Origin of the sequence: Myroides oncorhynchi (assembly GCF_020905415.1) — a bacterium.
GTDB lineage: Bacteria > Bacteroidota > Bacteroidia > Flavobacteriales > Flavobacteriaceae > Flavobacterium > Flavobacterium oncorhynchi_A.
The window spans coordinates 2,489,859-2,510,842 of sequence record NZ_JAJJMP010000001.1 but is presented as its reverse complement, the minus strand read 5'-3'; the positions used below and the strand labels follow the sequence as shown (position 1 = coordinate 2,510,842).

General features: G+C 32.6%; 13 protein-coding genes and 1 rRNA gene. 7 read left to right on the top strand and 7 right to left on the bottom strand.

The annotated features are described in order from the left end of the window. Position 1 precedes the first annotated feature (1 nt). The 3 genes from LNQ81_RS11050 (at position 2) to LNQ81_RS11040 (ending at position 4,225) form a co-directional block, all read left to right on the top strand. Positions 2 to 1,393, top strand: a complete 1,392-nt coding sequence (locus tag LNQ81_RS11050) for a tetratricopeptide repeat protein (RefSeq protein WP_229946701.1) — start codon at positions 2 to 4, stop codon at positions 1,391 to 1,393. A 45-nt stretch (positions 1,394 to 1,438) separates the two neighbouring features. Further along, a complete protein-coding gene (locus tag LNQ81_RS11045) occupies positions 1,439 to 2,194 on the top strand; it encodes a shikimate dehydrogenase family protein (RefSeq protein ID WP_229946700.1) in 756 nt (251 codons plus the stop codon). A 132-nt stretch (positions 2,195 to 2,326) separates the two neighbouring features. Continuing rightward, positions 2,327 to 4,225, top strand: coding sequence for a DUF349 domain-containing protein (locus LNQ81_RS11040; protein ID WP_229946699.1), 1,899 nt, complete (start codon positions 2,327 to 2,329; stop codon positions 4,223 to 4,225). A 45-nt stretch (positions 4,226 to 4,270) separates the two neighbouring features. Here the strand turns inward: LNQ81_RS11040 and LNQ81_RS11035 are convergent, their stop codons facing one another. Together LNQ81_RS11035 and gyrA are read right to left on the bottom strand one after the other, a co-directional pair. Next, positions 4,271 to 5,539, bottom strand: coding sequence for a tetratricopeptide repeat protein (locus LNQ81_RS11035; RefSeq protein WP_229946697.1), 1,269 nt, complete (start codon positions 5,537 to 5,539; stop codon positions 4,271 to 4,273). A gap of 25 nt (positions 5,540 to 5,564) precedes the next feature. Continuing rightward, positions 5,565 to 8,093, bottom strand: coding sequence for a DNA gyrase subunit A (gyrA, locus tag LNQ81_RS11030; protein ID WP_229946695.1), 2,529 nt, complete (start codon positions 8,091 to 8,093; stop codon positions 5,565 to 5,567). Between the two features lie 250 nt (positions 8,094 to 8,343). On the opposite strand from gyrA, the gene LNQ81_RS11025 reads away from it, so the two are divergent. Then, positions 8,344 to 10,878, top strand: a complete 2,535-nt coding sequence (locus tag LNQ81_RS11025) for an ATP-dependent Clp protease ATP-binding subunit (protein WP_229946693.1) — start codon at positions 8,344 to 8,346, stop codon at positions 10,876 to 10,878. 203 nt (positions 10,879 to 11,081) lie between these two features. On the opposite strand, the gene LNQ81_RS11020 is transcribed toward LNQ81_RS11025, so the two are convergent. After that, on the bottom strand, positions 11,082 to 11,252 hold the full coding sequence (locus LNQ81_RS11020) for a hypothetical protein (protein WP_229946690.1): 171 nt from the start codon (positions 11,250 to 11,252) through the stop codon (positions 11,082 to 11,084). A 1,154-nt stretch (positions 11,253 to 12,406) separates the two neighbouring features. Here LNQ81_RS11020 and rimK point away from each other — a divergent pair. Both rimK and LNQ81_RS11010 read left to right on the top strand, forming a co-directional pair. Further along, the gene (rimK, locus tag LNQ81_RS11015) at positions 12,407 to 13,771 is read left to right on the top strand and encodes a 30S ribosomal protein S6--L-glutamate ligase (RefSeq protein ID WP_229946688.1); all 1,365 of its coding nucleotides are present in this window, start codon (positions 12,407 to 12,409) and stop codon (positions 13,769 to 13,771) included. A gap of 48 nt (positions 13,772 to 13,819) precedes the next feature. Further along, on the top strand, positions 13,820 to 14,983 hold the full coding sequence (locus LNQ81_RS11010) for an LETM1-related biofilm-associated protein (RefSeq protein ID WP_229946686.1): 1,164 nt from the start codon (positions 13,820 to 13,822) through the stop codon (positions 14,981 to 14,983). 3 nt (positions 14,984 to 14,986) lie between these two features. On the opposite strand, the gene LNQ81_RS11005 is transcribed toward LNQ81_RS11010, so the two are convergent. Continuing rightward, positions 14,987 to 15,637: a carbonic anhydrase gene (locus tag LNQ81_RS11005; RefSeq protein WP_229946684.1), complete on the bottom strand. Its 651-nt coding sequence runs from the start codon at positions 15,635 to 15,637 to the stop codon at positions 14,987 to 14,989. Positions 15,638 to 15,641: 4 nt separating this feature from the next. Next, entirely contained in the window at positions 15,642 to 16,286 is a 645-nt protein-coding gene (locus tag LNQ81_RS11000) for a carbonic anhydrase family protein (RefSeq protein WP_229946683.1), read from the bottom strand. Positions 16,287 to 16,769: 483 nt separating this feature from the next. Between LNQ81_RS11000 and metK the strand changes: the two genes are divergently transcribed. Next, positions 16,770 to 18,062, top strand: a complete 1,293-nt coding sequence (metK, locus tag LNQ81_RS10995; RefSeq protein ID WP_229946682.1) for a methionine adenosyltransferase — start codon at positions 16,770 to 16,772, stop codon at positions 18,060 to 18,062. A 262-nt stretch (positions 18,063 to 18,324) separates the two neighbouring features. On the opposite strand, the gene LNQ81_RS10990 is transcribed toward metK, so the two are convergent. Together LNQ81_RS10990 and rrf are read right to left on the bottom strand one after the other, a co-directional pair. Next, positions 18,325 to 20,253 (bottom strand): polysaccharide biosynthesis protein, encoded by a 1,929-nt coding sequence (locus LNQ81_RS10990; protein WP_229946681.1) that lies wholly within the window; start codon positions 20,251 to 20,253, stop codon positions 18,325 to 18,327. A gap of 533 nt (positions 20,254 to 20,786) precedes the next feature. Continuing rightward, positions 20,787 to 20,896: ribosomal RNA gene (gene rrf / locus LNQ81_RS10985) — 5S ribosomal RNA — on the bottom strand. Positions 20,897 to 20,984 lie beyond the last annotated feature (88 nt).

Sequence of the window (20,984 nt, the reverse complement as noted above, 5' to 3'; positions counted from 1 at the left end):
TATGCATTTAGATAACGAAGAAGAAGAATACAAATTATCACTATCTCGTTTTGAATCAATGTTAAAGACTAATAAAGTTTTATTTTTTGATTCAGAAGAGTTTGAGAATATCATTCTACACTACCTCGATTCTGGAAAGCTAAATTTAGCAAAAAAAGCATTAAAGCTAGGATTAGATCAACATCCTCATTCTATTGGTTTAAAACTAGTAGAAGTAGAACTATTGGTCTTCCAAAATAAACTAGAAAGTGCAGATCGCTTACTAACAGAAATAGAAAGTATCGATCCTGAGAATGAAGAAGTTTTTATTCAACGTGCAAATGTTTACTCTAAAAAAGGAAGACACGAAGAGGCTATTATATCATTACAAAAGGCATTAACGTTAACTGAAGACTTAGCAGATGTATATTCTTTACTAGGAATGGAGTATCTCATGTTAGATCAAATCGATCTAGCAAAAGACAATTTTATATTATGTCTAGAACATGATGATGAAGACCAATCCGCATTATACAACGTAGTCTATTGTTTTGATTTTTTAAGCGAAAACGAAGAAGCCATCGAATTCTTAAATAAATTTATTGATAAGAGTCCTTATAGTGAAATAGCATGGCATCAATTGGGGAGACAATATTTTATCATTAAAAATTATGAAAAGGCAGAGTGGGCATTTGACTATGCTACACTTATAGACGAAGAGTTTATAGGAGCATATATCGAGAAAGGAAAAACACTCGAAAAGCTTAATAAGTTTAAAGAAGCAATAGATAACTATATGACAACTATTGAGCTAGATGATCCTAACTCATATGTGTTAATGCGAATAGGCTCTTGCTATGAAAGCTTAAACAATTTCCCACAAGCTTATCAATATTATAAGAAGGCTGTTCATGAAGATCCGATGCTAGACAAGGGCTGGATAGCTTTAACAGATCTATGTATTCTAGAAGCGAATTATGACAAAGCACTGTTCTATCTTCAAAAAGCATTACAAATAGATGAATTCAACGAGAAATATTGGATTCGCCATGCTATTTTAAATAAAACATTGTTTAATTTTGAAGAAGCTGAAAGAGGTTATAAAGTAGCAGCAGAACTTGGAAATGATATTGTAGAACACTGGACTGGATGGGCAGATGTATTGTATCTTCTAGGAGATTTTGATACAGCTATTCAAAAGCTGCTACAGATTGCTAATTTCCATGTCAATGAAGCTGAAATAGATTATAGATTAGCAGTTATATACTTTACTACACACAATATAGATAAAGGAACAGAACATCTAACTAATGCCTTAAATAAGGATTTTGAAAAGAGAATACTAATACAAACGTATTTTCCAAATCAATGGGAAAATCCAATAGTACAGAGCATTATAAAAAATCATATATAACAAAAAAGCTATTCCTAATGAATAGCTTTTTTTATAAAAATAATTATGGCTAAACGATACGGATTAATCGGTAAGAATATAGAATACTCATTCTCTCGTGCTTATTTTGCGCAGAAGTTTAAGAAATTGAAAAAAGAGGAAAATAGTGAGTATGTCAACTTCGATTTTCAATCTATTAGTGAGTTTGGAAATCTCTTAGAAACGCAAAAGAACCTAAGAGGTTTTAATGTTACTATACCTTATAAAAAATCTATTATTCCTTACCTAGATTCTCTTTCTAAAAAAGCGAAAACTATTGGAGCAGTCAATACCATTCAGATAACAAAATCAGGTAAACTTAAGGGGTATAATACAGATTGGTATGGCTTCTATCACTCTTTAAAACCACTTTTAAAATTTCATCATAAAAGAGCATTAATACTTGGTACTGGAGGCGCAAGTAAAGCAATAGAATATGCTTTAAAAAAATTAGGATTAAAATACACCTTTGTCAGTAGAGTCAAGGATACTAACACCCTACTCTATTCTGAATTAACAGAAGAAATCATGTCTAAATATACTTTGATTATCAATACTACACCAGTTGGTACATTTCCTAATATTGATCTTATGCCAGAAGTGCCTGTTGAATACCTATCAGAAAGGCATATCGTTTATGATTTAATATACAACCCTAAAGAAACAGCTCTAATGAAAGCCGCTACATTAAAAGGGGCTAAAACTAAGAATGGTTATGAAATGCTGGTGTTACAAGCAGAAAAAGCATATAAAATATGGAACAAACCTTTTGGAGGTGATTAATACTAAATAATTGATTTCTTAGTAACTAGCAAAAGAAAAATATATTTCATTCAATATTTTTTACTAAATTTGAGTGAACACGATTATTTATTGTGCTTTACTAAATATTGTTTAAATAAATACTTTTGAAACATGTTAGAAAATAAGAATGACAACCTGCATGAGCTAGCAGATGGACAAAAACCGGAATCAAATTCAAATGTGGTTGTCCCAACTGATACAGAAAAAGCTCTTGATTCCATTACAGCCTCTAATGCAGAAGAAGGTGAAGACTTAGCAGCTATAGATGATGTAAGTATCCCTTCTATAAATTATGAAAAGTTAGATTTAGAAAAGCTAAACAAGGAACTTCACAAATTAATCAAACATCACAAAGTAACTACTATCAAAGATCATGTAGAAGATATTAAAAAAGAATTCTACAGAAAGTATAGTGATTTAATAGATGAAAAAAGAGATGCATTCTTTGAAGAAAACCCAGATGCAAACGACTCTGACTTTCAATACATACTTCCAATTAAAAGTGAATTCGATCATAATTACGAAGAATATAGAGTAGCTAAAAATATTTATTTTAAGCAGTTACAAAACAACTTAAATACAAATCTAGAGAAGCGTTTAACTATTATAGAAAAGTTAAAAGACTTAATTGATAATAGTGACAATAACGGAGATGCTCTAAAACTCTTAGGAGAATTTAGAGATGAATGGAAAAATGCAGGCCCAATACCTAAAGATAAATATAATCACGTTTGGAATAACTATCACTTTCATGTAGAAAGATTCTATGATCAACTACACTTAGATAGAGAATCTAGAGATCTTGACTTTAAATACAATTTAGAACAGAAACAAAAACTAATATCTAGAGCTGAGGAACTACTAACGAATAATGATGTAATCAAATCCTTTAGAGAGCTTCAAACTCTTCATAGAATATGGAAAGAAGAAATTGGACCAGTTGATCGTGATATACGAGAGCAAATATGGGAGCAATTTAGTGAGATAACTAAACAAATGCATGATAAGCGAGAAATACTGTTCGACCAACTAAGAAGTGTTGAAAAAGAAAATCTTGTCTTAAAAGTAACGATAATAAGTGAAATAGATCAGTTATCTAAACAAAAGATAATCAACCATAACCAATGGCAGAAAGAAATAGCAAAAGTAGAAGAACTAAGACAACGTTTTTTCGCTATAGGAAAGGTACCAATAGATAACAATGAAGAAGTTTGGGATCTTTTTAAACTAGCTACTAGAAACTTTAATAGTAACAAAAACGCATATTACAAAGAGCTTAAAAAGGAGCAACAAGATAATTACTCGAAAAAATTAGCTCTTATCCAAAAAGCGCAAGAATTAAAAGATAGTGAAGACTTTATTAAAGTTACACCTATCATGAAAAAAATACAAGATGATTGGAAGCTAATTGGTCATGTACCACGTAAATATTCTGATCAACTATGGGCTGATTTTAAAGAAGCATGTAATTCTTATTTTAATCGCTTACATACTGTTAAGAATAAAGAATCAGAGGTAGAACTAGATGCGTATAACAGAAAGAAAGAATATCTTGATTTATTAAAAGGATTTCAATTATCTGGAGATCATAAAACAGATTTAGGTGAGATTAAAAATCATATAAACAATTGGAAATCTATAGGAGCAGTTCCTACTAATAAGCGCTTTATTGAAGGTAAATTCAATAAAATACTAGATGCACTATTTGATAAACTGAGCTTAAGTAAAAGAGAATCAGAAGCTGTTAAATTCAATAATAGACTAGAATCTATATTAGAAACTAATGATAAGCGCAAGCTACAAAATGAGGCAATCTTTATTCAACGTAAAATTGAAGAAGGAAATTCTACAATAATACAATTAGAAAACAACCTTGCATACATACAAAATCCAAGTGATGATAATCCTTTTGTAAAAGAAGTTCGCAAGAGTATTGAAAAACAGAGGGAAGATTTAAAAATCTGGGAAGATAAACTAACTCAAATAAAAAACTTAAAATCAGATAATTAACCAATAAAAAAAGACTAGATATAAATATCTAGTCTTTTTTTTATATTAATTCTTAGCTTCTAATGCTTTTAATTTATCATTCATTTCTAATGCACGATAAATATTTCTCAAAGTACTAACAGCCGCTTCATTATTAGGATTAATCGAAATAACTTTTTCTAAATCATTCATAGCATCTCTATAAATCTCATGTTTCTGCTTTTTATAAGCATCATATTTTTTATTATCAGCTGCAGACATTCCAAGGTTATTCATCTTATTAGTCAATTCTTGATCTGGTTGTAACTTAAGGAAAGCCATATTTAGATAAGCATTTTCAGACTTAGGATTGATTTTGATTGCTTGTTCATAATATTTACGAGCTTCGTCAAAACGTCCAGCATCAAAGCTAGTAACTCCTAAATTATATAATAAAACATCATCATTTGGATTCTTAGCTAAAGCTTGTTTAGCTAACTCCTCATATTTACCCATATTATTAGACTTTAAGTAAAGATCCATATGAGTTAATAATAAATTAATATCATCTGGGTTAGCCTCTCTTGCAGCAACAATAGCTTTCTCAGCTTCTGCAGTTTTCCCTTCTTGATTATAAATTAAAACTAAGTTTTTTAAAATCTCAGGACGCTTAGAATCCTCTTTTACAAATTTAGGATCTGTATGAGTTCCTTGCTTAACCATTAAGTCACGCATTTTAGAGTCTTTTCCAAAACTTTGTACTTGTCCTGATGCTTTATCTATGGCTGTATAATAGGATTCACTTCCGTTATATCCTATCTCAACTAATTTTTTATACTTCTCAACGGCATCTGCATAATCCTTCGAATTAATTGCTGTAGACGCAGCATAATATAAATAAACAGTATCTCTAGGATTTAATTCATACGCTTGATTAAAACGTCTGCTTGCTCCTTTATAATTAGCAGAACCATTATCTTCTATAGCTTTAGCAACTACTTTCCCTGCAACAGTATTAACCTCTTCTTGAGCTTGCTTTACAATCTTACTTCCTTTATTAGATTCAAATTCATTGATCTTCTTAAAAGAAGCAATTATAGCATCAACATTATTATCTACGTCAATATCTTTTTCTACCTGAGTAAAAGCTAAAGTATTTTTCAAAGCATAAAACTGAGCTTTCTCAGTATTACTTGCATTGTCAAGAACACTTTCTACTGCTTTTAGAGCAGCAGTAGCTTCAGTTACATTACCTTTTTTAACAGCTTTCTCTGCATCTTTTAGCTCTTTCTTTTGAGCCATTGTCAAGCCTGAAAACATTAAAGCTGACAATAAATAAACATATCCTTTATTCATAATTGTATAGATTGTTGTTTTGTTATTACTCTAAACTATCATTTATTTGATCTTCTATATCAATGATATTATCAACATCTCCTTCGATCATTTCACCCTCTATCATTTCTTCTTCATCCTCACGCATTACTTTACATACTGCAGCAATAGAATCATTACCTTTAATATTAATTAAACGAACCCCTTGTGTTGCACGTCCCATTACACGTAAATCCGAAATTTTCAGACGTATAGTCAGCCCAGATTTATTAATAATCATCAAATCATCTGTATCTGTTACTGAATTAATAGACACTAATAATCCTGTTTTATCAGTAATATTCATTGTCTTAACTCCCTTACCTCCACGATTCGTTTCACGGTATTCATCTAGAGAAGAACGTTTACCATAACCATTCTCAGATACAACAAGAATCTCACTTTCAAGATCACTTACAGATACCATTCCTATTACTTCATCTGTCTCATTTGCCAAAGTAATACCTCTAACACCTGACGCTGTTCTACCCATTGGACGAGTTTTCTCCTCATCAAAACGAACTAATTTACCAGAACGCAATGCTATAAGTACCTTGCTCTTACCATCAGTTAATTTAGCTTCTAATAGCTCATCATCTTCTTTAATAGTAATAGCATTAATTCCATTCTGACGCGGACGAGAATATTGCTCTAAAGGCGTTTTCTTAACTTGACCTTGTTTAGTAGCCATGATAACAAAATGCTCATTGATGTATTCCTCGTTTTTAAGGTCTTGAGTACAGATAAATGCTTTTACCTTATCATCATTCTCTATATTAATCAAATTCTGAATCGCACGACCTTTACTTGTTTTAGTTCCCTCAGGTATTTCGTAAACTCTCATCCAGAAACACTTACCTTTTTGAGTAAAGAACAACATATACTGATGGTTAGTAGCAACATACATATGCTCTAAGAAATCTTGATCTCTTGTACCAGCAGACTTCTGTCCTACTCCTCCTCTATTCTGAGTTTTGTATTCAGACAATGGCGTACGCTTGATATATCCTGCGTGAGAAATAGTAATAACTACTTGCTCATCAGCAATCAAATCAGTAATACTAACGTCACCTCCTGCATATTCAATCACAGAACGACGTTCATCGCCATATTTATTTTTAATCTCAATTAACTCCTCTTTAATCAAGTTCATTCTTAGCTCTTTACTAGCTAATAATTCTCTTAAATGAGTAATTAATTTCATTATTTCTTCATACTCCGCACGCAACTTATCTTGCTCTAGTCCTGTTAACTGACGTAAACGCATTTCAACGATTGCACGAGCTTGAATCTCAGATAATTTAAATGCTTCTATTAATTTAGCTCTTGCTTCATCTGCATTATTAGATGCGCGGATTAGTCGAATAACTTCGTCTATATTATCAGAAGCAATAATTAACCCTTCTAAAATGTGTGCACGTTCTTCAGCTTTTCTTAATTCAAACTGAGTTCTGCGAGTAACTACATCATGTCTATGTTCAACGAAATGGTAGATTAATTCTTTCAGATCTAATGTCTGAGGTCTACCATTAACTAAGGCAATGTTATTAACACTAAACGAAGACTGAAGTTGAGTATACTTATAAAGTGTATTTAAAACAATATTAGGTACTGCATCTCTTTTTAAAATATAGACAATTCGCATTCCCTTTCTATCTGACTCATCGCGAATGGTAGCTATACCTTCTATTCTCTTTTCATTAACGGCTTCAGCAGTTTTCTTAATCATCTCTGCCTTATTCACTTGAAAAGGAATCTCAGTCACAATAATACACTCTCTACCATCTACCTCTTCAAAACTTGCTTTGGCACGCATAACGATACGACCTCTACCTGTTTTAAAAGCCTCTCTTACTCCTTCATAACCGTATATAACACCTCCTGTTGGAAAATCTGGTGCTTTAATATGATTCATCAACTCATCAATCTCAATATCATTGTTATCAATATAAGCTAATGTTCCATCTATTACCTCAGATAAATTATGAGGCGCCATGTTAGTTGCCATCCCAACCGCAATACCTGAAGCTCCATTTATCAATAAAGTAGGTACTCTAGTTGGCATTACTTTAGGCTCTTCCAATGTATCATCAAAGTTCAACTGGAAGTCCACTGTTTCTTTATCAATATCTGCAAGAATATCTTCTGATAACTTCTTCATTCTTGCTTCTGTGTAACGCATTGCTGCAGGACTATCGCCATCTACAGATCCAAAGTTACCTTGTCCATCCACTAGTAAATAACGCATACTCCAATCTTGAGCCATACGCACCATCGCATCGTACACAGAACTATCACCGTGTGGGTGATATTTACCTAAAACTTCCCCTACAATTCTCGCCGACTTTTTATGTGCTCTATTAGCCATTACGCCAAGCTCATACATTCCGAATAATACTCTTCGATGAACAGGTTTTAATCCATCTCTAACATCAGGAAGCGCGCGCGATACAATTACAGACATTGAATAATCAATGTATGCTGATTTCATTTGCTCCTCAATGTTAATAGGAATCAACTTTTCTCCTTCAGACATATGTATATAAAATTAAAAATTGTCAATTATTAAACGCGCTAATATACAGTTTTTATAGGTTTTATACACGTAATTATACAAGTATTTCATTTGATTATTGAACAAAATCTTTTTTTAATAAAAAAACTCTTTCTTCCTTTTTTATTATACTTTTTTTTTGTCAATTAGCTATTGTCAGCTTTTTTGCAATAGGTACACTTTTTGTATCTTTAAAAATTAAAATGAATATTCACCTAATTTGAAACGAAAAATGGATGATAATTTCTCACAAGAAGTAAAAGATGTTATTTCTTATAGTAAAGATGAAGCTATCAGGCTTAACCACGACTCTATAGGTACTGAGCATCTATTACTAGGACTATTAAAAATAGAACAAGGTGAAGCCTCTAATATTTTAAGTAACCTAGATATAGATATTGATTTTCTACGCCATAAAATAGAAACTTTAAACCCCGCTTCTCACAATAAAGAGTTGTTAAATAACAAAGTACAATTACATTTAACAAAACAAGCTGAACGAGCATTAAGATTGACTTATCTGGAAGTTAAACTATTTAAAAATGACGAAATTAACTCAGTTCACTTACTACTTTGTATCTTAAAAAATAGTGATGATCCTACTACTCAAATTCTAAACAAAATGAAAGTAGATTATGAAGCTATTAAACAAGAATACTTAAGTACAACTAATGATGTAAAGAACGCTACGGAAGAATTATTTGATACACCTAAAGCTCAAACTTACGATGAACCAAGTCAAGATGACAGTAAAAACACTGACAGTACTGACAGCTCTACAACTAAATCATCTAAAAGAAGTAAAACTCCTGTTTTAGATAATTTTGGTCGTGATTTAACAGAAATGGCGGAGAATGGCAAGCTAGATCCTGTTGTAGGTCGTGAAAAAGAGATCGAGAGAGTATCTCAAATCTTAAGTAGACGCAAGAAAAACAACCCTCTTCTAATCGGAGAACCTGGTGTGGGTAAATCTGCTATTGCAGAAGGATTAGCACTGCGTATTATCCAGAAGAAAGTTTCTCGTATTCTTTATAACAAAAGAGTTGTGACATTAGACTTAGCCAGCCTTGTAGCGGGTACGAAGTATAGAGGTCAGTTTGAGGAGAGAATGAAAGCTGTGATGAACGAACTAGAGAAGAATGATGATATCATTCTATTCATAGACGAGATTCACACTATCGTAGGTGCAGGTGGAGCTACTGGTTCACTAGATGCGTCTAATATGTTTAAACCTGCTCTAGCTAGAGGTGAAATCCAATGTATCGGTGCCACTACCCTAGACGAGTTTAGACAGCACATAGAGAAAGATGGTGCTTTAGAGCGTCGTTTCCAAAAAGTAATCGTAGAACCGACTACTGTAGACGAGACGATTACTATCTTAAACAACATCAAAGATAAATACGAAAGTCACCATAATGTAACGTACACTGATGAAGCTATCGAGGCGTGTGTGAAACTTACGAATAGATATATGAGTGACCGATTCTTACCAGACAAGGCTATCGATGCTATGGATGAAGTAGGATCGCGTGTACACATCACGAATATCAATGTACCTGATAATATCGTTGATCTTGAGCAAAGACTAGAGCTAGCGAAAGAGCAAAAGAACGAAATGGTACAAAAGCAAAAGTATGAAGAAGCTGCTCGATTAAGAGATGATGAGAAACAACTAGAGAAGGACTTAGCTATCGCTCAAGAAAATTGGGAACAGGATGTTAAGCAGAACAGAATAGTGGTTACTGAAGAGGACGTTGCTGATGTGGTGTCTATGATGACTGGTATACCTGTAAATAGAATAGCGGAGAAAGAGATTACTAAACTAGCTAATCTTCCTCAGTTAATTAAAGGTAAAGTAATCGGTCAGGACGAAGCTGTCTCTAAGATCGCTAAGGCTATTCAGAGAAACAGAGCTGGACTAAAAGACCCAAATAGACCTATTGGTTCATTTATCTTCTTAGGACAGACTGGTGTAGGTAAAACGCAGTTAGCGAAAGTTATCGCTAAAGAGATGTTTGATTCTGAAGAAGCACTTATCCGTATCGATATGAGTGAGTATATGGAGAAGTTCGCGATCTCTAGATTAGTAGGAGCGCCTCCAGGATACGTAGGATACGAAGAAGGTGGTCAACTAACTGAGAAGATCAGAAGAAAACCATATAGTGTAATTCTATTTGATGAAATCGAGAAGGCACACCCAGACGTATTTAATATGTTATTACAAGTGTTAGATGATGGACACCTTACAGATAGTTTAGGTCGCAAAGTTGATTTTAGAAATACTATCATCATTATGACTTCTAACATCGGAGCTCGTCAACTAAAAGACTTTGGTCAAGGTGTTGGTTTTGGAACAAATGCAAGACAAGAACAAACTGGTCAAAACTCTAAGTCTGTAATAGAAAACGCACTGAAGAAAGCTTTTGCTCCTGAGTTCTTAAACAGAATAGATGATATCATTGTCTTCAATGCTTTAGAACGCAACCATATCGACCTAATCATCGATATCGAACTTAAAAAGTTATTTACTCGCATCACTGACTTAGGTTATAACCTAACGTTAAGTGACGATGCGAAAGATTTCATCGCTGAGAAAGGATTTGATAAACAGTATGGAGCTAGACCGCTAAAACGAGCTATCCAGAAGTACATCGAAGACCCACTAGCAGAAGAGATCGTAAACTCTAAAATAACGCTAGGTGATAGTATCGAAATGAAACTAAACGAAGCAAAAGACGCATTAGAAGTATTAGTTAATGCACAGTAATATAAGTAAAAGGGGCTGTCTCAAATGAGACAGCTTTTTTTATTTCTATAATTAACCTTATAACATATCACTTTAGATACTAATACTTATCTCTCCTAATTCTGATCCTATTACACTCCCTAGTACTCCAAGCAAAGACAAAAAATATAAATATCAAACAAAAAAACTCATTATACTACATCCCATTTAGTCTACTAACCTTATCACTCCTTCTGTTCCTCTCTAATATTATCGACCTCTAAAATAGAGCGTGCTCCATCGATTACTCCCTCATCAGATTGTTTACTTTTAAGGGGAGTTTCTACTTCATTAGACTCTTTGCTGATTGCTTTAGTTACTAGGCGTATATAGCCCGGTGGGATCCATTTTTTCAATCCTCCTTCTTTGAAGAGGTGCCTGAAAGAGAAGGTGTCATTTTCCCTGTTTCCAATATATAAAAATCAGCATACCAAGTACATAAGTAACAAGAAAAAATCACCCCCTATTCAGCCTAGTGATACTCTCGCTTGATGATTAAATACAAATCAATTAGGCGTGATAAAAGGTTTAATTATTTTATTTTTTAGTCAAATTTTATCTTATACTGTTGAAAATATAATTTAAAATGAATGTGCCATTAGAGAAGAATAAGTGCAGATTACAAGCAGTATAATAGGGCAAAATATTCTCAGTACAACTATTGTCCTATAACTGTCCTATCATTGAGTATAAAGTACATAATTGCTTGGGATTAAGCTAGGTATTAGTGATGTAGTATAATTCGATATTTGTCATAAACCAACTACAAATCAACAACTTATATTAATTAGTGATTAAAAAAATATACAAAAAAGTACACTAAAGGTATTCTAGAGGCTTTATACGGGAGATGATATAAAAAATGGTGTATTCAGAAAGGTCAGGATTTGACTTTTATCCTATAAATAAGTGATCAATAAAGAAAAAATATAAACTATTTTGAGTGAGATATCTAAACAGAAATACTTGAATGCCTAAAGATTATCTTTATAACAGGAGATAAAATCACGAAAACGAAGAATATAATTTACTAGTCTAGTGTTTTGTTTGACACCATTTCTCATCATTCTCTTAGGTTAAATCCATAATCAGCGTTAGCCAAATACTACAAAGTAATTCTACTTCATAGCTCTTTCATTAGCTCTAAAACAATACTGTAGTATGATTTTAGAGCTAATTCAGCCCGTTTTATATAATTTATTTTCATTTATATGTCTATCACTTATTCTGGGTAGAATGAATTGTAAAATCAAACCATTAGATTACAAAATTGCTGAGACTATAACTACATCTTCTAACTATACATCAGATAAGCGATTCTAGGGAAAGTGCTCCACTTTAATAATTACTAAAACAAAATAGGGGTGCAAACGAAATCCCTACTCCACTATACTTCTTCTTATCACATCTATAATATGTTGCGAAATCATTAAATTTTATATTTTTTTTCATTGTCATATAAAAGCATTATATTTAATACAGTACATTCGCATTAGATTTTTATTATTATATGTTAGACAAAGTTATTGTTGGTAGTGAAGAATGGTGTTCTTTTTCTACTTTAAATATCCCCGCTATTAAAGCTAGAGTTGATTCAGGTGCTAAAACATCAGCATTACATGCTATAAACATTGTTCCTTTTGAAAAAGATGGAGAAAAGTGGGTTAAATTTGATGTCAATCCTCTTCAAAACAATGGAAAAACAATTATCCACTGTGAATCTAAAGTTATCGATAAAAGAATCGTCAAAAGTTCTAGTGGATCTAGAGAATCTAGATATGTTATCCAAACTGAGATCTCTATCGACAACACTACTTGGGTTATAGAATTGACTTTAACGAATAGAGATTCTATGGGATATAGAATGCTATTAGGTAGAGAAGCTATGGGTGGTCGCGTATTAGTAGATCCTGAGAAACACTTCTTATTAGGTCAGCCTACAGTAGAAAAATTAGAAGAATACTATACTAAACCTAAAACAGATAAAAAAGGTCTTCGCATTGGGCTATTAGCAAGTAATCCTGAACTATATAGTAATAAGAGAATTATAGAAGCTGGTGAATTAAGAGGTCACGAGATGCACTTCCTTAATCTTAAGTACTGCTATATGAAATTAGATGCTAACCAACCTGAGATTCACTATAGAGGCGGTAGAATATTAAACGACTTTGATGCCGTTATTCCACGTATCCGCCCTAGTATGACATACTACGGATGTGCATTAACACGTCACTTCGAGTCTCTAAAAGTATACAGTCTTAACAATGCTGCTGCTATCACACAGTCTAGAGATAAATTATTCTCACTACAGTTATTATTAAATAACGGAATAGATATCCCTACTACTGGTTTTGCTAATTCACCTTTAGATACGAATGACTTAATCAAGATGGTCGGTGGAAGTCCACTAATCGTAAAGTTATTAGAAGGTACTCAAGGAAAAGGTGTAGTATTAGCAGAAACGAAGAAAGCTGCTGAGAGTGTTATCAATGCTTTTAAAAGTCTTAACGCTAACATCTTAGTTCAAGAGTTTATTAAGGAGGCAAATGGTAAAGATATTCGCTGTTTCGTAATAGACGGAAAAGTAGTTGCTGCTATCCAACGTGAGGCTGTTCCTGGAGAATTCAGAGCAAATATACACTTAGGGGGTACTGCTTCTATAATCAAAGTAACTCCTGAAGAAAAGAAAATAGCAATTAGAGCAGCTAAAGCAATGAACCTAAAAGTAGCGGGGGTTGATATCATTCGATCAGCTAAAGGACCTCTATTGCTAGAAGTAAACTCTTCGCCTGGATTAGAGGGAATCGAAGGAGCTACAAATTTAGATATCGCATCAGAAATGATCAAAGCTATAGAAAAACAAGTTAAATGGTAAACTGTAAGTGATGGCTAATAACCATCACTTTTTTTTAATTAGACTCGCATGAACCCATCTACTAACGGCTGGATAAAAAAGTATTTTACAGAGAAGAACCAATATCAAATATTCGCTTCTGATGATAGCGAGCAGATCTCTACTATAATTAGAAAAATAGGGTTTAGTTATGGTATCATCGATATGGCTGAACTTCCTGATATCTATAAAAACTTTAAATATACGCAAGAAGAACTATCTAAGATATGCTACTTACAACTCTTAGAGAAGGTCTTTAATATTCACCTGAAGTCAGATGATACAGATCAATTCATAACGACGTTAATAGGCTTTTACGATATACTTATTCCTCATAAGACTAATATTATAACTGGCTTTTTTAACGATAAGAACCCGTATAATAAACTAGAGAATATATTCTCTATACGCTGTAAAGAACACTTCTTTTCTGAATCTAAGAGCAACGATTTTGTGTTAAATATGATTCTATTATTCATTGATATACTTGCGTTTGAAGCCTTTATCAATGAAAAAATTGATCCTAATGTATTCACACAACATATAGTAGAACAACTAAAAGAGATTACCCTTTCGTTTAAAAAGAATCAAAATCAACCCAGTAAAAAGGATTTACAACTAATCAACTTTTTAGAATCTAATAAGTCACTAGACACAGATCCTATCAAATTGAGGCCTAGTATCAACTTTGAAAGTAATTTCATTATTGATTACATAGTCTGTAACTCATGGGATAACGAGTCACAAGAAATTGAGCTACCAGACTTTAACCAGGTACCTTATGCTACTATATTATACAGTGAGGATAAACTAAAAGAGAGTATATTCTACTTTGAAAAAGTATTAGAAAAAAACAATAATGAATATTATTACTATAAATCTAGTAACCTATTCGACAATGTGATTAAGAATTCTAGTAGTTATATAGAACTTTTACTTACTAGGAACAAAGGAAGGCTAATCAAAGAGTTGCAAAAGAATACACAACTTATGAAGCTATTAGTAGATTCTACACATAGAGACCTAAATAAGGAAGAAAAAAAGATGGTTAAAAAACAAACTATTGAAGTTATTAAAACCATCCCTTCTCTTGCTATCTTTATTTTGCCCGGAGGGACTATTCTATTACCTATTTTACTAAGGTTTATCCCTTCCTTATTACCTTCATCTTTTAATGAAAATACGGATGACTAAAAGTTATATCTTCTTAAAACGAAGTTGATATACTTCATCTAGATCATTATTATTCATCAAGTTTACACCTAAGTCAGTAACATATCCAGAGTTAAGTCCGTAAACCCAACCATGTATACTCAAATCCTGATTACGAGCCCAAGCCTCTTGTACGATAGAGGTTTTCGCTAAATCATAGACTTGTTCATGTACGTTAAGTTCTACAAAACGATTAAAACGAGCCACTTCATCATCTATCTGATCTAGCTCTTGATTATGTAGCCTATACACCGTCTTGATATGGCGTATCCAGTTGTCTATTAGTCCATACGACTCATTCTTCATAGCAGCTAATACACCACCACAACCATAATGTCCACACACGATAATATCCTTAATCTTTAAGATATTAACTGCATAGTCTAGTACGCTTAGCATATTCATATCTGAGTGAATGACCATGTTAGCAATATTACGATGTACGAACACATCTCCTGGTTCAGCTCCGATAATCTCATTAGCAGGTACTCTACTGTCCGAACAGCCTATCCATAATACTGGAGGAGTTTGCTTCTCTGATAGTCGCTTAAAGTAGTCAGGATTAACTGATAGTCTATCCTCTACCCATTCTTTATTGCGTTCTAATATCTTCTTGTAAAACTCACTATGTGCCATAGTTCTAATTTTTATCGATAAACATCTCTTTAACGATGTTTACCTCTCCTGTTTCTACTTTATAAAATGCACCTACGATACCTATCTCTCCAGCTTCATACATTTCACTTAATACTGTACTTGTACTAAGAATATGGTCAATAGTATACTCTACATTGTGATAAGCTACTAAATCCACTGCTTCTTTAGAATGGATATCTAAATCGCTATTATTCGATTTTACATAATCTATAGATGGTTCTACCTTAGCTAATAGATTAGTCAAGTGTCCTAGTTTAGCCCCTTTACATGCTCCAGTAATAGCTCCACAATGTGAATGACCTAATACCATAATAAGCTTACTATTTGCTAATTTACATGCAAACTCCATAGAACCAATAATATCTTCATTTAAAACGTTACCAGCTATACGTGCGCTAAATATATCCCCTAATCCTTGATCGAAGATTAACTCTGCTGAAGTACGGCTATCTATACAGCTAAGTATAATAGCGAAAGGATATTGTCCTTCTTTAGTAGAATTAACCTGTTCTAATAAATTACTATGAGCTTTCAAGTTTTCCACAAAGCGTTTATTCCCCTCAGTTAAAAAAGAAAGTGCTAACTGTGGCGTAATTGATTTTTGGTCTTCTATGTTATGTAGTCTCATTCTAATTGTTGTTTATAATTCTAAACTGTTGACAAAAATACAAAACAATCAATATAATATGTCATATTAATATTTTTTGAACATATTTTTATCGATAAGGCAATTCGTAAACACTTTTTAACACAAAAGCACACTCCCATGCACATACATTACTTTGTAAAAGAAACAAAAACAATAGAACTTCCTAAGTTATTAGAATATGTTGACAGTTGACATCTATTTTAAAAAGATATTTATATTTATAAGATCTCTCAGAGATTAAAAACTACTATATCAAGCACTTAATCTAATTGATAAAAGTTAACATAAATATAAAACATAAAAATACTTGGTACTATATTAAAATAGTTAATACATTTGCATCACAAATAACAGGAGGAAGAATTTGTACTGATTGCAACCTCGGTAAAAAATGCTAAAGCAGAAATTAATACTTCCCCTTTAGCCATTTCCTCTATTTTTAATTTATAAAAAATAATTATTATGGCTTATTACTTTACATCTGAATCAGTAAGTGAAGGACATCCAGATAAAATTGCTGATCAAATATCTGATGCTTTAATCGACAACTTTTTAGCATTTGACCAAGATTCAAAGGTCGCTTGTGAAACATTAGTTACTACAGGGCAAGTTATCTTGGCTGGTGAAGTTAAATCAAATACATACTTAGACGTACAACAGATCGCTAGAGATGTAATCAAACGCATCGGTTACACGAAAAGTGAATATATGTTCGAGGCTAATTCATGTGGTATCTTGTCTGCTATACACGAACAGTCTGCAGATATTAATCAAGGTGTGGACAGAAAGAGCCCTGAAGAACAAGGAGCTGGTGACCAAGGAATGATGTTTGGTTACGCAACTAAAGAAACTGAGGATTACATGCCTTTAGCTTTAGACCTTTCTCATAAACTACTACAAGAACTAGCAGCTATCAGAAGAGAGAATACAGAAGTGACTTACCTTAGACCAGACGCAAAGAGTCAAGTTACTTTAGAATATGATGATAATAACACGCCTATCAGAATTGTTACTATCGTTCTTTCTACTCAACATGATGATTTCATCAAACCACTAGACAACTCTGTTGAGGCTAAAAGTACTGCAGAAAAAACAATGCAGGCACAAATAGAAAAAGATATCAAAGAAGTATTGATCGCACGTGTATTAAATAAATATCCTCAATACAAATACTTATTTGAAAACAATGAAGAAATAGAGTATTTAATTAACCCTACAGGTGTCTTCGTTATCGGAGGTCCTCACGGAGATACTGGTCTTACAGGTCGTAAGATTATTGTAGATACTTATGGTGGTAAAGGTGCTCACGGTGGTGGTGCTTTCTCCGGAAAAGATCCAAGTAAAGTAGACCGTAGTGCAGCTTATGCAACTAGACATATCGCTAAAAACTTAGTAGCTGCAGGTGTAGCTGACGAAGTTTTAGTTCAAGTATCTTATGCTATCGGAGTAGCTAAACCTACAGGTTTATATATTAATACTTATGGAACTAGTAATGTTAAACTAACAGATGGAGAGATTGCTAAGAAAGTAAGTGAGTTATTTGATCTAAGACCTTATTTCATTGAAACTAGCCTTAAACTTAGAAACCCTATCTATAGTGAGACAGCCGCTTACGGACACATGGGACGTAAACCACAGACGGTAACTAAGGTATTCACTAGACCAGGTGGAGAAACTAAAGAAATCGAAGTAGAGTTATTTACTTGGGAAAAATTAGATAGAATAGAAGATATCAAAACATCTTTCAATATTTAATATATACCCATACAATTTATATAGAAGAGGAACTGTTTATAGCAGTTCCTTTTTTTATGCACTGACTTTTCTCATTCGTATTTTAAGCACATATACTAACTACTTACTTGATTAACTCACTAGAATATCGCATCCTAATTAAACCATCTTAAAACTACCATAAAGAGTCAAATAAAACAATAACCTACTACAACATAAAACAACCATAATGAAAATATTATAGAATATTCAATCAAACTATACTACAAAAAAAAATGTTCAGCTAATTAGCTGAACATTCTTCTACTTTATCTAAGCATTCAAAACGAGAGTTCTGCGATTTAAATTCTGGTACAATACTCTTTAATTGCTTCACTAATCCCTCCACATTATCTTGCCCCTGATTATGACATACATTTTCACACATTAATTCTATCTCTACTTTCATCAGATTAAGATCTTGACTACGCACTTTAGCAATCATTATCTTCTCATGATGAGTTTTGACAGTATTTTCATCATTAGCTAATAATTCTTCAAAAATCTTTTCCCCAGGTCTTAATCCTGTAATTTTAATATCTATATCTTCAGGATAACTAAATCCACTCAATCTAATCATACGTTTAGCTAAATCAAATATTTTCATAGACTTACCCATATCGAAGACAAATATCTCTCCACCATGTCCCATAATAGAGGCTTCAAGCACTAGTTGACAAGCTTCAGGAATAGTCATAAAAAAACGTGTTATATCTTGATGTGTAACTGTTAGTGGCCCACCTAAATCAATTTGTCTCTTAAACAATGGAATAACTGACCCATTAGAGCCTAAAACATTTCCGAAACGCGTTACTATAAAACTAGTAACTCCATTATCTGTTAAACTCGATACATAAATTTCAGCTGCACGTTTAGTAGCCCCCATTACATTAGTAGGATTCACTGCCTTGTCAGTAGAAACCATCACAAATTTTTGTACCTTATACTCAACAGATAGGTCTGCTATAACTTTAGTTCCTTTTACGTTGGTATGTATAGCCTCATAAGGAAAAGATTCCATTAAAGGAACATGTTTATATGCTGCCGCATGATAAACTAATGATGGACGATATTGATCAAAGATAGTATCCATCTTTTTCTCATCTCGTATATTACCAACCACATATATTATATCTGAACATTTATCAGAGACCATAGTTTGTTGCACATCATACAACGGAGATTCCGCATGATCCACAAGAATCAATTTCTTAAAATTAAAACGAGCTACCTGCCTTGCAATCTCACTACCGATTGAACCAGCAGCCCCAGTAATCAAAACCACCTTACCATCAATCTCTTTAGCAATAATTGGATTATCTAGTTGAATAGCTTTACGTCCTAATAAATCATCAATCTTTAATTCTTTAATTTGTTTGTTAGTATAAGAACCGTCTAACCAATCTGTCGCTGGAGGGATAATTTTAATCTTTACAGGTAACTTTTCTAAAACCTCAGAGATATCATTTAGACGTTCCCTAGTTATATTCTGGATAGATATAATGATTTCGTCTATTCGATTTGTTAAGATGTAGTTCTCATCTAAAATAGATGGATTGTATATTCTATAACCTGCTAATCTATTTCCACTTTTACTTGAATTATCATCTACAAACCCAACAATATGAGTTCTAATTTTTGTATCACCTTGTAATGCACCAACAGTTATAATTCCAGAATCACCTGCACCATAAATAATAACACGCTTGTGATTTCGAACATCTAACACATACGATCTATAAAATTGGCTATAAAATAGACGAGCTAAAATCAATAATCCAGAAGTAAAAAATAGATGTAATAAAACAAATGAATACGAATATCGTAAATAATCTTCTAAAGTAAGTCCAAGAAATTCATTTCGTTGCAATGAACTAATAAGCATTACAACAGCACCAGAAAACAAACATGATATAAATATATTCTCAATATCTTTAGTACTTGTTTGTCTAATAACACCTTTAAAAGGTTTAAAAATCATAAAACTAATAATATAACATACAAGTAATACAGGTATGCGCTTTACCATTAATTCTAATGAAAAATTACCAAAAAAATTAGTTAATAATATACTCGATATAAAATATGTAAACAAGACAATCAATAAGTCTATACTAAATATAATACCCCTTGGAGTATCACGTTTTAACTGTCTTTTTAATGCATTACTCATTTCCTTTTTCTTGATAATAATTATTACAACTTTCCAAATACAAATATAATGCATAAAATATCATAAATTTTAGCATTCACTAGAAATAATAGTACTTTCACCATATTTCATGTAATAGATAAATAACTTAAATTCAATAACAGCTTAATTATTGTTCTAAAGTAAAAAAACATTCTATAATTGATACTTTTAGCTATAATCCCATAGAACTTAATATTACAATACAGAGAAAAACTTGAGATCATTTTGTAATTAAATCCTAATAAGAAATAATCTTTTAATACAAAAATTAAATACCTCCGTATAATGTATAGAGGTGTTAGGGATGAAAAGTGTTTCCTCTTTAGATTAACTAGACTTTTTGTATAGTCCCCAACTTTTGACCATGATCCCTTTTTGCCTAGTCCCCAACTTTTGACTATGATCCTGCATAAACACAACTTTTGAGATTGATCCTAAATGAAGGATCGTCTTTATCGCAATATTTATAAAACAAAAAATCCCCAACCTCATACGAGATTGGGGATTCTAAAGAAAGGCGGCGACATACTCTCCCACTGGTTAGCAGTACCATCTGCGCTAGCGGGCTTAACTTCTCTGTTCGAAATGGATAGAGGTGAGCCCCGCTGCAATAACCACCTTAAATCGGTTGTTACATTGACGTAACTAATATTTTTGAACTATATTGATATGCCTTAACTACTTTGTTAGACTTTTTTTGAATACAAGCG

Excerpts from the sequence above, each read along its gene's own strand:
- LNQ81_RS11045 (WP_229946700.1), top strand. The coding sequence starts at position 1,439 with ATGGCTAAACGATACGGATTAATCGGTAAGAATATAGAATACTCATTC.
- LNQ81_RS11025 (WP_229946693.1), top strand. The coding sequence starts at position 8,344 with ATGGATGATAATTTCTCACAAGAAGTAAAAGATGTTATTTCTTATAGT.
- LNQ81_RS11000 (WP_229946683.1), bottom strand. The coding sequence starts at position 16,286 with ATGAGACTACATAACATAGAAGACCAAAAATCAATTACGCCACAGTTA.
- LNQ81_RS11050 (WP_229946701.1), top strand. The coding sequence starts at position 2 with ATGCATTTAGATAACGAAGAAGAAGAATACAAATTATCACTATCTCGT.
- LNQ81_RS10990 (WP_229946681.1), bottom strand. The coding sequence starts at position 20,253 with ATGAGTAATGCATTAAAAAGACAGTTAAAACGTGATACTCCAAGGGGT.
- LNQ81_RS11005 (WP_229946684.1), bottom strand. The coding sequence starts at position 15,637 with ATGGCACATAGTGAGTTTTACAAGAAGATATTAGAACGCAATAAAGAA.
- rimK (WP_229946688.1), top strand. The coding sequence starts at position 12,407 with ATGTTAGACAAAGTTATTGTTGGTAGTGAAGAATGGTGTTCTTTTTCT.
- LNQ81_RS11035 (WP_229946697.1), bottom strand. The coding sequence starts at position 5,539 with ATGAATAAAGGATATGTTTATTTATTGTCAGCTTTAATGTTTTCAGGC.
- metK (WP_229946682.1), top strand. The coding sequence starts at position 16,770 with ATGGCTTATTACTTTACATCTGAATCAGTAAGTGAAGGACATCCAGAT.
- LNQ81_RS11010 (WP_229946686.1), top strand. The coding sequence starts at position 13,820 with ATGAACCCATCTACTAACGGCTGGATAAAAAAGTATTTTACAGAGAAG.
- LNQ81_RS11040 (WP_229946699.1), top strand. The coding sequence starts at position 2,327 with ATGTTAGAAAATAAGAATGACAACCTGCATGAGCTAGCAGATGGACAA.
- gyrA (WP_229946695.1), bottom strand. The coding sequence starts at position 8,093 with ATGTCTGAAGGAGAAAAGTTGATTCCTATTAACATTGAGGAGCAAATG.